Source organism: Microbispora sp. NPDC046933, assembly GCF_040644635.1.
GTDB lineage: Bacteria > Actinomycetota > Actinomycetes > Streptosporangiales > Streptosporangiaceae > Microbispora.
In genome coordinates, this window is the sequence record NZ_JBEYWW010000007.1 from 257,871 (window position 1) to 270,291 (window position 12,421).

Below are 12,421 nucleotides of genomic sequence, written 5' to 3' on the forward strand. Positions count from 1 at the left end.
GGCGGCTCGGAGTCGCATGAGCGAATCACACGGTGCTTACTGGTTCGCTCGCTTCGCTCACTCACGCGGGAGGGTTCATCGGGCACAGGGGCAGATCGTAGTTGTCACAGAGGCAGCGGGACGACCCGGCCGGAGACCACCAGGGCGACGTCCTCGGACTCGCGGGCGAGGGCCTGATTGAGGCGGCCGAGCGCGTCGCGGAACAGCCGTCCGGCAGGGGTGGCCGGGATCACGCCGAGGCCCACCTCGTCGCTCACCGCCACCACCCGGGCGCGGGTGCCGCGCCAGGCGGCCATCAGTGCGTCACACCGCTCCGCCACCCGGGCGAGGGCGGCGCGGTGGTCGGCCGCGGGCGCGCCGTCCGGCCAGGCGGCGCACTCGTCGAACACGGCGGCCAGCCAGGTGCCGATCCCGTCGACGAGGAACGTCCCCGAACCGCCAGACAGGACGGGCACGAGGTCGGTGGTCTCCACGGTCCGCCAGTGCGCCGGGCGCCGTTCCCTGTGGGTCCGTACGCGGGCGAGCCAGGCCGGGTCGTCGCCGCCCGAGGGCCCGGTGGCCACGTAGGTCACCTCGGGGTCGGCGGCCAGCCGGAGCTCGGCCTCCTCGGACTTGCCGGACCGCGACCCGCCCAGCAGCAGCGTCCGGCGTGGCCGCACCCACGGCTCCGCCTCCGCGCTCGCCGTGTCCGCGCTCGCCGTGTGCACGACGGTCCCGTCGGGGACGGCCGTCGCGCCCCAGAAGCCGAGGCGGCGGACCAGTTCGCTCTCGGCCGGGACACGGTGGTCGAGGTGCACCGCGACGATCCGCGTCGCGGGCGTGACCCGCCCGCGGCGGCGCAGGTCGCCCAGCCGCTCCGGCCGGTCGGGCAGGTCCATGAGCAGCACGTCGAAGGGCGCGCCCGCGTCCCGCCCGGCTGAGCCGGTGGCGGGCCCGACGGCGTACAGCAGGCGGCCGCCGCCGGGCCCGGTGACCTCGCAGCCGTCGGCCGTGTGGCGGATCAGGTAGCCGTCGGGCGAGCGGGCGTCCATGAGCCGTACGCGGCCGTCGATCAGGACGGAGGCCGGACGCCGGTGGCCGGGGGCGAGCCGGCCGCAGGACGCGCAGGGACAGCCGGGGACGGGCCAGCCCTCCGGGCCGCCGGTTCCCTCCAGACGGATCTCCATGCCGCTGCCTTTCCGCGTCCGTGACGATCGGGCGGTCCCCGCGTCGACGGGGGAGAGGACGCCGGGGAGAGAGAGGATAGGGTCCGGCTGCACGGTCTTTGTGCCGCACCGGCCCCGGCGTGAAGTCCCGGTGCGGTGGCGGCGAGGAACCGAAGGAGCGGGTGCGGATGATTTGGCGGTGGCGTTACGAGGACGCGAACGGCGGCGAGGTCACGGACCGGCCGCTGCCCCGGGAGATCTTCTCCAGCCAGTCGGACGCGGAGTCGTGGCTGGGGGAGAGCTGGCGCGAGCTGCTCGAGGCCGGTGTCGAGCAGGTGACGCTCATGGAGGACGAGCGGATCGAATACTCGGGAATGTCGCTGCGCGCCGAGTGAGCCGGGCGGGGGCCGGGACCGCGACGAGCGCGGTCGCGACCCCCGCGACGACGCCGGTCCGGCGGGACCGGAGCCGGGGGTCAGGGACGCGCGGACGGGCTGACGGTCTTGGCCGGGTCACGCTCGACGACCGGGCCGAGCACGTCGTCGATCTTCTTGAGCACCTCGGCGTCGAGCTTCACGCCCGAGGCCTTGACGTTGTCGCGCACCTGCTCGGGCTTGGTGGCCCCGATGATGGCCGACGACACGTTGGGGTTCTGCAGCACCCACGCCACGGCGAGCTGGGCCATGGAGAGCCCGAGGTCGGCCGCGATCGGCTTGAGGTCCTGCACCCGGCGCAGCAGGTCGTCGTCCATCAGCCGGCCGATGAAGCCCGACCCGGCCGGGTCGGTGGCGCGGGACCCGGCCGGCGGCGGCTGGCCGGGCAGGTACTTGCCGGTCAGCACGCCCTGCGCGATCGGCGACCAGACGATCTGGCCCAGGCCCTCCTTCTCGCACAGCGGCACGACCTCGGCCTCGATGACCCGCCAGAGCATCGAATACTGCGGCTGGTTGGACACCAGCCGGTCGAAGCCCATCTCGTCGGCGATCTTCAAGGCCCGGGCGATCTGGTCGGCCGACCACTCGCTGACCCCGACGTACAGCACCTTGCCCTGCCGTACGAGGTCGTCGAAGGCCCGCAGGGTCTCCTCCAGCGGCGTCTCGACGTCGAAGCGGTGCGCCTGGTAGAGGTCGACGTAGTCGGTCTGCAGGCGGCGGAGCGACCCGTTGATGGACTCCGTGATGTGCTTGCGGGACAGTCCCCGGTCGTTCTTGCCCTCGCCCGTGGGCCAGTAGACCTTGGTGAAGATCTCCAGCGACTCGCGGCGCACGCCCTTCAGCGCCCGGCCGAGGACCGCCTCGGCCCTGGTCCCGGCGTAGACGTCGGCGGTGTCGAAGGTCGTGACACCCTCGTCGAGAGCCGCGCGGACGCACTCGACGGCGGCGTCCTCCTCCACCTGCGACCCATGGGTGATCCAGTTGCCGTAGCTGATCTCGCTGACCATGAGGCCACTGCGGCCAAGATGACGGTATTCCATGCACCCGACCCTAGGTCATGCCGTCCGCCCGGGCGGTTCGCGGTAAGGTGCCCGGCGTGCGCCGGTTGATCGTTTCTCGCCCCGTACGACTGGCTCTGGCCGTCGCGCTGGTCGCCGGTGTCGCCGCCGGGCTGGTCGTCGCCGCCCGCCGCCGCCGCGCCGTCGTGCCGGCACCGGCCGCTCCGAGCCCTGCCCCCTCCGCGCCGCTGGGCCCTGCCCCGCCGCGGGATGCGGGAGACCCGGCCGGGCGCGGCCCCGAGCCGGTGCTCGGGTGGCCCACGGCTGAGGACCTCGAGAGGTACGACCGGCCGGAGGGCGGCGCGCCGATCGCCCGTCTCCTCGGCGGGCTCCCCCGGATCGAGCGGCCGCGCGGGACGAAGGCGCGCCGCTGGACGGCCGCGCTCGTCGCGCTCGGCCTGCTGGCCCTCGGCGCGCAGATGCTGGACAACGCCGTGTTCCGCCCGGAGCCCGGGGCGTCGTTCGGCTGGACGGCGTACGCGGGAGACCATGCCGAGCCCTGCCTCGCGGCCGGTTGCCCGTTGGCGGGGAACCGCGTGCCTTCCGGCCGGTCCGACGAGTCCTGTCCCGCGTCCGGCTGTGGCGTGGTGCGGGACCCCGCGCCGTCCGCCGATCCCGTCGCCGACGTGCCGGTGGGGCCGCCGCCGTCCCGCGACCCCACGTGCGCGGTCCGGAAGAAGGCCGCGACTCCTGTCGTACGGCCGATCTCCCGCCGCGTGACGGCAGCGGTGAACCGGCAGTGGCGGCGGATAGAGAAATGGCTGAAGGCGCACGCGCCCAGGACGTACGCCTCACTGAACGGGCCGGCCGGCCCCCGGCTGGTGGCGAAGGCCGAGGCGCGGCTGGGGACGCGCATCCCCGACTCGCTGCGGGCCTCGCTGCTGCGCCACGACGGCGCACGCGGGCCGGCGGCGTTCCGGCTCCCGCCGTATCACACGATCATGGGCGCGCGTGGGCTGGTCTCCTCCTGGCCCGAGGCCTGCGAGATGGGCGGAGGCATCCCCTTCGCCTACTCCTCCGACTTCGGCGACTACCTGGTGACGAACTCCGCCACCGGCGGCGTGGGCTCGGCGGACTGGGAGCTGCCGTACTTCGAGGACGAGTGGTCGTCGTACTACGCGCTGCTCAAGGCCACGGCGGACGCCCTCGCCGGCGATCGCCCCGTGGACGGGTCGGTCCCCGTGGTGCGCGAGGGCGTCCTGGAGTGGAAGTGAGGCCCTCCAGGTCAGGCAGCCGAGGTAGGTCGGGCAGCCGAGGTCAGGCGGCCGCGTGGGTCACTTCTTCGCGGCGGCCGTGTTCTTGAGGGCGACCGGGAGGCCGCCGGGCAGGACGGTCGGCTTGGGGAAGCGCAGGCGGCGCATCTGGGACGAGCGCATCGCCGCGTAGAAGCCCACGCCCTTGAGGTCCTCGCCCGGGAACTTCGCCGCCGCCTCCTTCTTCACCTTCGTGGCCACGTAGAACGAGCTCGCCAGCACGAGCACCATCACGACCGGCAGCGACAGCGTGTAGATCAGCATGACGGCCGAGCGGACCGGGATCGGGAACGGCACCATCGACAGCAGCATGATGACGAACACGACGGGCAGGAAGTACTGCCCCGGCAGCCGCCGCGAGTCCACCCAGTCGCGGGCGAACTTGCGCACCGGGCCGCGGTCGCGCGCCGGAAGCGCCCGTTCGTCGCCGCGCAGCATGGCCTCGCGCTGCTTGCTGCGTAGCGCCTTGTCGCGCTCGCGCGCCAGGCGGTAGGCCTCCTTGCGGTTGGCCGGAGCGGTCACCGGGGAGCGGCGGCGGCCCTGCGCCTCGCTCCGCTTCGGGGTGGGACGGCCCTTCCCCGGGGTGCCGTGGGGCTTAGGATCCTCTACAGGGACGGGGGAGTCCTCCGCTGAGGTCTGGGTGCGACGTCGGAACACGTCGCCCAGCCTACCGGGAGTGCAACTTAGTGACGCCCTCGCGCGTTATGCGTAGGGTGAACCCAGGCGGCATGACCGCCTGTACGAGGGGCTTGAGACGGCTGGGGTCACCCACGCACAACCTTGGAGAAGGGGACGGCCGACGCGCATGAGCGTGATGAAGAGACTTTCCATGATCTTCAAGTCCAAGGCTAACAAGGCCCTGGACAAGATGGAGGATCCGCGGGAGACGCTGGACTATTCCTATCAGCGCCAGCTTGAGCTGCTGCAGAAGGTCCGCCGGGGCGTGGCCGACGTGGCCACCAGCCGCAAGCGGGTGGAGCTGCAGATCAACCAGCTCGAAGGGCAGGCCGCGAAGCTGGAGAACCAGAGCAGGCAGGCCCTGTCGGCCGGGCGGGAGGATCTGGCCCGCGAGGCGCTGACCCGCCGCAACGGTCTCAACGCCCAGATCGCCGACCTGCGCATCCAGTACAACAACCTGCAGGGCGAGGAGGAGAAGCTCACCCTCGCCAGCCAGCGGCTCCAGGCCAAGGTCGACTCCTTCCGTACGAAGAAGGAGACCATCAAGGCCACCTACACGGCAGCCGAGGCCCAGACGCGGATCAACGAGGCGTTCTCCGGCATCTCCGAGGAGATGGGCGACGTCGGCCTGGCGATCCAGCGGGCCGAGGACAAGACCGCGCAGATGCAGGCGCGCGCGGGCGCGATCGACGAGCTGCTGGCCAGCGGCGCGCTGGACGACTTCACCGGGCAGCGCGACGACATCCAGGCGGAGCTCGACCGCATGGGCGCCGGCTCGGACATCGAGCTGGAGCTCGCCAGGATGAAGGCCGAGCTCGGCCAGGGCCCCGCCCCCAAGAACGCCATCGAGGCCGGGCAGCAGGGCCAGTCCGTCCCGTCCAACCAGCAGCACACGCAGCAGCTGCGCCAGCCGGGGGAGGGACTGTGATCGTCAGGATCATGGGTGAGGGACAGGTCGAGATCGGCGCCGCCGACATCGACGTCCTGAACGAGCTCGACACCGAGGTGGAAGCCGCGATCGAGTCGGGCGACGAGGACGAGTTCCGCACGAAACTGCACGCCCTGCTCGACAAGGTGCGTCAGGTCGGCAAGGCGCTGCCGGACGACTCGCTGGAGCCGTCCGAGCTGATCCTGCCGCCGGCCGACGCCTCGATCGAGGAAGTGCGGGAGATGCTCGGGGACACCGGGCTCATCCCTGGCTGATGGCCCCCACGCGGTTCGCCCCTGATCGCGGCCTCACCGTCCGGATGACCGTGACGATGTTCCTGCTCGGGCTGCTCTACGTCGCGTTCGTGGCCGTCCTGGTCGCGGTGGGCGTACGTGCGGTCACCGTGCTCGTGATCGCCGGGGGTCTCCTGCTGGCGCAGTACTTCCTGTCCGACAAGATCGCGCTGTTCGCGATGCACGGGCGGGAGGTCTCCCCGCAGGAGGCCCCCGAGCTGCACGGGATCATCGACCGGCTGAGCGCGATGGCGGGGATGCCGAAGCCGCGGGTGGCGATCGCCGACTCGGACATCCCGAACGCGTTCGCCACCGGGCGCAACCAGAAGAACTCGGTGGTCTGCGTGACCACCGGCATCCTGCGCAGGCTCGACGCGCGGGAGCTCGAAGGGGTGCTGGCCCACGAGATGTCCCACGTGGCCCACCGGGACGTGGCGGTGATGACGATCGCCTCGTTCCTGGGGGTCGTGGCCGGCCTGATGACGCGCTTCGCGCTCTACACCGGTCTCGGCGGCCGGAGGAACGACAACGGCCCTCCGGTCGGCCTGATCATCTTCGCGGTCTCCGGCCTGGTCTACGCCGTCAGCTTCCTGCTGACGCGGGCGCTGTCGCGCTACCGCGAACTGGCCGCCGACCGCGCGGGCGCGCTGCTCACGCAGCAGCCGAGCGCGCTGGCCAGCGCCCTGGTCAAGATCAGCGGCGACATCGGCAGGATCCCGACCAGGGACCTGCGCGAGGCGCAGCCGTTCAACGCCTTCTTCTTCGCACCGGCCCTGTCGGGCCAGAGCATCGCCTCGCTGCTGTCGACCCACCCGTCGCTGGAGCGCCGGCTGGACCAGCTCGCCAGGATCTCCGCGGCGCTGGGCCGCGGATGAGGGGGCGCTGATGGGCTGGTTCGACGCCCTGCTCGGCCGTTCCAAGCCCGCCAGGCCCGACCTGGACGCGTTGTTCGCCCTGCCGTCGGCCGCCGTCACGCTGCAGGCCGCCACCGGCTTCGCCCCGGCGGGAACCGGCTCGGTGTGCTTCCGCGCCGCCGAGGGCGGCGCCTTCGCCCGGCTCGAACAGGACATCGAGGCCCTGATGGGCAGGGTCGAGGTCTCCCGGGACTCCTACGGCTACACCTGGCTGCAGGTGCGCAACCCCGACGTGGCCGGGCTCGTGACCGACCTGCACGCCGCCAACTCGTCCCTGGAGTCGGCCGGGTTCGGCCCGTCGCTGCTGTGCTCGCTCGTCACCTTCGCCGGCCCCTCGCACAGGAAGCTGGCGATCGTGTATCTCTACAAGCGCGGCACGTTCTACCCCTTCGCTCCCGCCGGGGAACCGCGCCGCGACAACGCGCTGGAACTGCAGGTGCGCGGCGTCCTGGACCGCGAGCTCACGATCGAGCCCGAGCTCGCGAGCTGGTTTCCCGTCTGGGGCGCCCCCGGCCTCTGACCTTCGGGAGCCCCCATGACCGAGTGGACCCACCTGCGGCACACCGAGGCCGCGGCCGCGGAGATCGGCCGGATGGCCGCCGTCGTACGCGGAGCGGACGGCACGACTCCCGTGCCGACCTGTCCCGGATGGGACCTCGGGGAGCTGGTCGCGCACACCGGCGCCGTGCACCGGTGGGCCGCCGCGATGGTGCGGGACGCCGCCGACCGCCGATACGACCGCGCCGCGATGGACCACGGGTTCCCCGAGGACTTCGCCGAGGCCGCCGACTGGCTGGAGGCGGGAGCCGTACAGCTGACGGACGCGCTGAAGAGCCGTGACCCGGACACGGAGATGTGGGGATGGGCGGGGGACCGGCACGCCCGGTTCTGGTCCCGCCGCCAGCTCCACGAGACCGTCGTCCACCGCGCGGACGCCGAGATCGCCCTCGGCATCGCCCCCCGGATCGACGAGGACGTCGCGGCAGACGGGGTGGAGGAGTTCTTCGACGTGCTCCCGTACGCCCGGTGGCGGCCGCGCGTCGCCGAGCTCAGGAGCGACGGGGAGGCGATCTCCTGGCGGACCGGCACCGGTCTCGCCTGGCTCGTGCGGCTCACTCCCAAGGGGTTCACCTACGAGAGGTCCGAAGGCCCCGCCGACGTCATCGTAGGCGCGCCGACGGCCGGGGACCTGATGCTGACGCTGTGGAACCGGCGCGAGCCCGACACGGTCCGGGGCGACGACGAGCTGCTGCGGTTCTGGCGCGAGCGCGCCCACATCTAGCGCGGATCCGGTGCCCCTCCCGGCGATCGGAACCTTGCCGGACGGGGCACGGGTGTGCCCGGTCAGGGGGCCTGGACCGGGCGGGCGAGCACGGGGGCCTCATAACCGGGGAAGAGCGCCGCGGCGACATGCCGGGTGTCGCTGTACTCGACGACGGAGGTGATCCTGCCGTCGCGGACGGTGTAGACACCGATGCAGCGGTTGTCGTAGACGGTGCCGAAAACGGTGTCGGCCTTGGACGTCCACTCGGCGACCACGCGGTCTCCTTCGGCGATCGTGCCGACCAGTTCGATCGTCATGCTGCCCGGGACGAGGATCGGCCCCATGCCGCCGAGGAAGTCGTTGACGATCGCGTCGCGGCCGTGCCATGTCTTGGAGATGGGCAGGTCGCCCGGGTAGTGCCAGGTGGCGTCGGCGGCGAAGCTATCGTAGATGACGTCGGCGTCGCCGTCGCGGACGGCCTCGACGTAGCGGATGACGACTGTCCTGGGGTCGGTGGTGGTCATGGTCCTGCTCCTTCGCTCGTTCTTCGCGGTGGCCGGAGTGATTCGGGTGGCCGGATTCGGGCGGCCGGAGTGATTCAGGGAAGGGTGAGGACGGCCTTGCCGCGGATGCGGCGGTCGCGTAGGTCGGTGAGTGCGGTGGCGGTGTCGGCCCAGTCCGCGACGCGGCCGATCTCGGGGTGCAGGCGGCCGTCGGCGGTCAGCCGGACGAGCGTGGCGAGGTCGTCGCCGAGCGGGGTGCCGGCGTCGAGATAGTGGAAGTGGCGGATGACGGCGGACTCCGGCCCGGAGAAGAAGTCGAAGAAGTCGAGCGTCGCCGGGGTGCGGCTGGCCTGCCCGAACCAGATGAGCACGCCACGCCTGGCGAGCCGCGCCAGGGCGATGGGAAGGGACGCGCCGCCGGTCGACTCCAGCACGATGTCGTATGGCCCGCGCGCGTCGGCGACGTCGTGCACGATCTCGGCCGCGCCGAGTCCGGCCAGCCGGGCGCCGCGTTCGGCGTTCCGGGTAACCGCGGTGACCTCGGCCCCGGCGGCGGCCGCGAGCTCGGTCACGTAGTGTCCCACCCCGCCGGACGCGCCGGTCAGCAGTACGCGCCGTCCGAGCACGGGTCCGGCCGCGCGTAGCAGCCGAAGCGCGGTCAGCCCGGCGAGCGGCAGCGCCGCGCCCTGGATCGCGGAGACGCCGTCCGGCAGCACGGCGAGCGCGTCCGCCGGCACCGCCACGTACTCCGCCCAGCCGCCCGCCATCGGGTGGCCGACGACGCGGGTGATGCCGGTGGGCCCGCTCCCGTCGGCGGCCGGCTGGACCACGAGCCCTGAGATGTCCTTGCCGGGCACCCCGCCGGTGACGGGCGCCTCCAGTTTGAACGTCTCGCCCCGGTTGACAGAGAACGCCTCGACCTTCACCAGCGCCTCGTTCGCACCCGGAGCCGGTTCGGGGACGTCGGCGAGCACAACTGGCTCGGCGGGGTCCCCGGTCGGGATGTATGCCTTCATCGTTGTCGCCTCCTCGTGGCGTCTGAGGCAACTTCACCGTTTGGGACGGGGGCCGGGCCAACAACGCGTCCACGCGCCCGACAACGCCGGGTTGTCACCTATGCTCAGCGGCATGGATCTTGACCTCGTCCTGGTCCGTGCGTTCGCCGAGACCGCGGAGAGGCTGCATTTCGGGCGTGCCGCCGAACACCTCGGCATCAGCCAGCAGGCGTTGTCCAAGCGCATTGCCCGCCTGGAGACGCTGCTGGCCGTACGTCTGTTCGAGCGTGAGGGCGGCGTCCGGCTGACCGAGGCCGGGGAACGGTTTCTGCCCGCCGCGCGGCGGACGCTCGCGGCGGGCGAGTACGCGGTCGCGGCGGTGACGGGCGCCCCGCCCGTCGTACGGATCGACACGTGGGGTCATCTTTACGCGCCGATGCGGACCGTCGCCCAGGCGGCGGAGGCGCTCGGCGGGGTGCGTCTGGAACCAGGCCCGGGCCGGGACTGGCCGTCGGTCGCACGGTCCTTGCTGAACGGTGACACCGACCTGGGGTTCGGGCGAGTGCATCCGCTGCCGGACGGCGGCGACGCGGGTCTCACTCGGCGACTGGTGCGGTTGGAGCCCGTCGACGCGGTGGTCAGCGCGGCCCATCCGCTGGCCGGAGCCGACGAGGTGCGCCCGGCCGACCTGCGCGACAGCACACTGTGGTGCCCGGCGGAGCTGAGCCGCCTGGACTTCCTCCGCCGCTTCGGTGACGAGTTCGGGATCACCCGGCGGCAGGACGGCCCCAACCTGGGCCTGGAGCACCTCGTCCGGCGGATCCGCGACGACGCCTCGTGCTTCACGCTCTTCCCGGCGGACGCGCCGCTGCCCGACCACACGGGCCTGCGCTCGATCGCGCTCACGGCGCCGACCCCGCTGTACGCGTGGTCGCTGGCCTGGCGCGAGTCCTACGGTCACCCGCTGCTCGACGCCCTGTTGCGCGGCTTCGCCGACGCCGGGCGAGCCCGGCGGTGGCTGGAATTCACACCCGGCCGGGACTGGCTCCCCGACATCGACCATGCGAGCTTGGCGGCTGGTCAGACGGACCGCGGCCGTGCCGGCACGGCCGCGGTCCGCTACGGCTAGGGCAGGGCGAGCATGCGGTCGAGGGCGACCTTGGCCCAGTGGGTGGTGTCCGCGTCGACCGTGATCTGGTTGACGACCTCGCCGTCGGCCAGCGACTCCAGCGCCCAGACCAGGTGCGGCAGGTCGATGCGGTTCATCGTGGAGCAGTAGCACACGGTCCGGTCGAGGAACGTGATGGTCTTGTCGGGGAACCGGTCGGCCAGGCGGCGCACCAGATTCAGCTCGGTCCCGACGGCCCAGGAGGACCCGGCCGGGGCCTCCTCAAGCTTCCGGATGATGTACTCGGTCGAGCCGACGAAGTCCGCCTTGGTCACCACCTCGTGGCGGCACTCCGGGTGCACGAGCACGTTCACCCCGGGGATGCGGGCCCGCACCTCGTCCACGCACGCGGCGGAGAAGCGCCCGTGGACCGAGCAGTGGCCCTTCCACAGGATCATCTTCGCGTTCTCCAGCTGCTCGCGGGTGAGGCCGCCGTTCGGCCGGTGCGGGTTGTAGACCACGCAGTCGTCCAGGGACAGCCCCATCTCCAGCACGGCGGTGTTGCGGCCCAGGTGCTGGTCGGGCAGGAACAGCACCTTCTCGCCCTGCTCGAAGGCCCAGTCGAGGGCGCGCCGGGCGTTGGAGGAGGTGCAGACGGCGCCGCCGTGCCGCCCGCAGAACGCCTTGATGTCCGCGCTGGAGTTCATGTACGTGATCGGCACCACCCGGTCGGCGATGCCGGCGTCCTCCAGGGCGTCCCAGCAGTCCTCGACCTGGGTGAAGGTCGCCATGTCGGCCATGGAGCAGCCGGCGGCCAGGTCGGGGAGCACCACTTTCTGCGTGTCACCGGTCAGGATGTCGGCCGACTCGGCCATGAAGTGGACACCGCAGAACACGATGTACTCCGCCTCGGGCCGGGCGGCGGCCTCGCGGGCGAGCTTGAACGAGTCGCCGGTCACGTCCGCGAACTGGATGACCTCGTCACGCTGGTAGTGGTGACCGAGCACGAACAACCGGTCGCCAAGCCGCTCCTTGGCCACGCGGGCGCGCTCCACGAGGGTCGGATCGGACGCGGGAGGCAGCTCGCCCGGGCAGTCGACGCCGCGTTCGCTGTGCGGGTCGGTGTCCCGGCCGAGGATGAAGAGCGGAAGGCCGGTCTCGGTGATCGTCACGACCACACCCCCTCGGGGACTTATCGTCTAACTGACGACTAATCATTACACATCACATCGCCTGGTTCGTCGCGCGGTTGCCGGTGAGGCACGTGGAATGTGTAGGGCTTCACGGGTGTTGGTAGCGTCTAGGTAGGACGTCAGAACCAATCGACCGCCCCGATGGGCGGTTGGCGCAGACGCGGGAGTCAGCACATGACGGTTGAGAGCAGCGAGACCACGCAGCAGGGCCTGATCCTGACTGACGCGGCCGCCGCCAAGGTCAAGAGCCTGCTCGAGCAGCAGGGCGAGGAAGGGCTGCAGCTCCGGGTGGCGGTCCAGCCGGGTGGCTGTTCCGGCCTGCGTTACCAGCTCTTCTTCGACGACCGGTCGATGGACGGCGACGTGGTCTCCACCTTCGGCGGCGTGAACGTCGTCACCGACCGGATGAGCGCGCCGTATCTCATCGGGGCCACGGTCGACTTCGTGGACACCATCGAGAAGCAGGGCTTCACCATCGACAACCCCAACGCGACCGGGTCGTGCGCCTGCGGCGACTCGTTCAACTGACGGCGATCGCGCGTCCGGCGACGCCGGGGCGCGTGCGATGGAGCGTGCGTCGGACGCCCCGTACGGTTTCTCCCGTGCGGGGCGTCGTCATGTCCCGAGACGGTACGCTCAGTAGGTTCGGCGGGAT

At 71.9% G+C, this 12,421-nt stretch carries 15 protein-coding genes; 9 read left to right on the forward strand and 6 right to left on the reverse strand.

Features of this window, described 5'->3' with window-relative positions; translation table 11 throughout:
• Window positions 1-104: 104 nt before the first annotated feature.
• Window positions 105-1,166, reverse strand: coding sequence for a bifunctional adenosylcobinamide kinase/adenosylcobinamide-phosphate guanylyltransferase (locus ABZ857_RS12375; RefSeq protein ID WP_357041767.1), 1,062 nt, complete (start codon window positions 1,164-1,166; stop codon window positions 105-107).
• A gap of 167 nt (window positions 1,167-1,333) precedes the next feature.
• On the opposite strand from ABZ857_RS12375, the gene ABZ857_RS12380 reads away from it, so the two are divergent.
• Window positions 1,334-1,540, forward strand: a complete 207-nt coding sequence (locus tag ABZ857_RS12380) for a hypothetical protein (RefSeq protein ID WP_139578251.1) — start codon at window positions 1,334-1,336, stop codon at window positions 1,538-1,540.
• 80 nt (window positions 1,541-1,620) lie between these two features.
• On the opposite strand, the gene ABZ857_RS12385 is transcribed toward ABZ857_RS12380, so the two are convergent.
• Window positions 1,621-2,619: an aldo/keto reductase family protein gene (locus tag ABZ857_RS12385; protein ID WP_357041770.1), complete on the reverse strand. Its 999-nt coding sequence runs from the start codon at window positions 2,617-2,619 to the stop codon at window positions 1,621-1,623.
• 56 nt (window positions 2,620-2,675) lie between these two features.
• On the opposite strand from ABZ857_RS12385, the gene ABZ857_RS12390 reads away from it, so the two are divergent.
• The gene (locus ABZ857_RS12390; RefSeq protein ID WP_357041773.1) at window positions 2,676-3,851 is read left to right on the forward strand and encodes a hypothetical protein; all 1,176 of its coding nucleotides are present in this window, start codon (window positions 2,676-2,678) and stop codon (window positions 3,849-3,851) included.
• 60 nt (window positions 3,852-3,911) lie between these two features.
• On the opposite strand, the gene ABZ857_RS12395 is transcribed toward ABZ857_RS12390, so the two are convergent.
• Window positions 3,912-4,547, reverse strand: a complete 636-nt coding sequence (locus tag ABZ857_RS12395) for a DUF3043 domain-containing protein (RefSeq protein WP_357041776.1) — start codon at window positions 4,545-4,547, stop codon at window positions 3,912-3,914.
• A 148-nt stretch (window positions 4,548-4,695) separates the two neighbouring features.
• Here ABZ857_RS12395 and ABZ857_RS12400 point away from each other — a divergent pair, with 148 nt between their 5' ends.
• Genes ABZ857_RS12400 through ABZ857_RS12420 form a run of 5 tightly spaced genes read left to right on the forward strand, consistent with a single transcriptional unit; the run spans window position 4,696 to window position 7,985 of the window.
• Window positions 4,696-5,496, forward strand: coding sequence for a PspA/IM30 family protein (locus ABZ857_RS12400; protein ID WP_357041779.1), 801 nt, complete (start codon window positions 4,696-4,698; stop codon window positions 5,494-5,496).
• Complete coding sequence (locus ABZ857_RS12405) at window positions 5,493-5,771, forward strand: hypothetical protein (protein ID WP_193202750.1); 279 nt, start codon at window positions 5,493-5,495, stop codon at window positions 5,769-5,771. Before ABZ857_RS12400 ends, ABZ857_RS12405 begins: the two co-directional genes overlap by 4 nt.
• Entirely contained in the window at window positions 5,771-6,664 is an 894-nt protein-coding gene (htpX, locus tag ABZ857_RS12410) for a zinc metalloprotease HtpX (RefSeq protein WP_357041782.1), read from the forward strand. Before ABZ857_RS12405 ends, htpX begins: the two co-directional genes overlap by 1 nt.
• A 10-nt stretch (window positions 6,665-6,674) precedes the next feature.
• Window positions 6,675-7,223, forward strand: a complete 549-nt coding sequence (locus ABZ857_RS12415; protein WP_357041785.1) for a hypothetical protein — start codon at window positions 6,675-6,677, stop codon at window positions 7,221-7,223.
• Window positions 7,224-7,238: 15 nt separating this feature from the next.
• On the forward strand, window positions 7,239-7,985 hold the full coding sequence (locus ABZ857_RS12420; protein WP_357041788.1) for a maleylpyruvate isomerase family mycothiol-dependent enzyme: 747 nt from the start codon (window positions 7,239-7,241) through the stop codon (window positions 7,983-7,985).
• Between the two features lie 62 nt (window positions 7,986-8,047).
• Here ABZ857_RS12420 and ABZ857_RS12425 read toward each other — a convergent pair whose 3' ends face one another.
• On the reverse strand, window positions 8,048-8,491 hold the full coding sequence (locus ABZ857_RS12425; RefSeq protein ID WP_357041791.1) for a nuclear transport factor 2 family protein: 444 nt from the start codon (window positions 8,489-8,491) through the stop codon (window positions 8,048-8,050).
• A gap of 74 nt (window positions 8,492-8,565) precedes the next feature.
• Window positions 8,566-9,486 (reverse strand): zinc-binding dehydrogenase, encoded by a 921-nt coding sequence (locus ABZ857_RS12430; RefSeq protein ID WP_357041794.1) that lies wholly within the window; start codon window positions 9,484-9,486, stop codon window positions 8,566-8,568.
• A gap of 112 nt (window positions 9,487-9,598) precedes the next feature.
• Between ABZ857_RS12430 and ABZ857_RS12435 the strand changes: the two genes are divergently transcribed.
• On the forward strand, window positions 9,599-10,594 hold the full coding sequence (locus ABZ857_RS12435) for a LysR family transcriptional regulator (protein ID WP_357041796.1): 996 nt from the start codon (window positions 9,599-9,601) through the stop codon (window positions 10,592-10,594).
• On the opposite strand, the gene nadA is transcribed toward ABZ857_RS12435, so the two are convergent.
• Window positions 10,591-11,745 carry a quinolinate synthase NadA gene (gene nadA, locus ABZ857_RS12440; RefSeq protein WP_357041798.1) on the reverse strand — a complete coding sequence of 385 codons (1,155 nt, stop codon included), beginning with the start codon at window positions 11,743-11,745 and terminating at the stop codon, window positions 10,591-10,593. The genes ABZ857_RS12435 and nadA overlap by 4 nt on opposite strands.
• A 195-nt stretch (window positions 11,746-11,940) precedes the next feature.
• Between nadA and erpA the strand changes: the two genes are divergently transcribed.
• Complete coding sequence (erpA, locus tag ABZ857_RS12445; protein ID WP_079313357.1) at window positions 11,941-12,294, forward strand: iron-sulfur cluster insertion protein ErpA; 354 nt, start codon at window positions 11,941-11,943, stop codon at window positions 12,292-12,294.
• The last annotated feature ends 127 nt before the right edge of the window (window positions 12,295-12,421 follow it).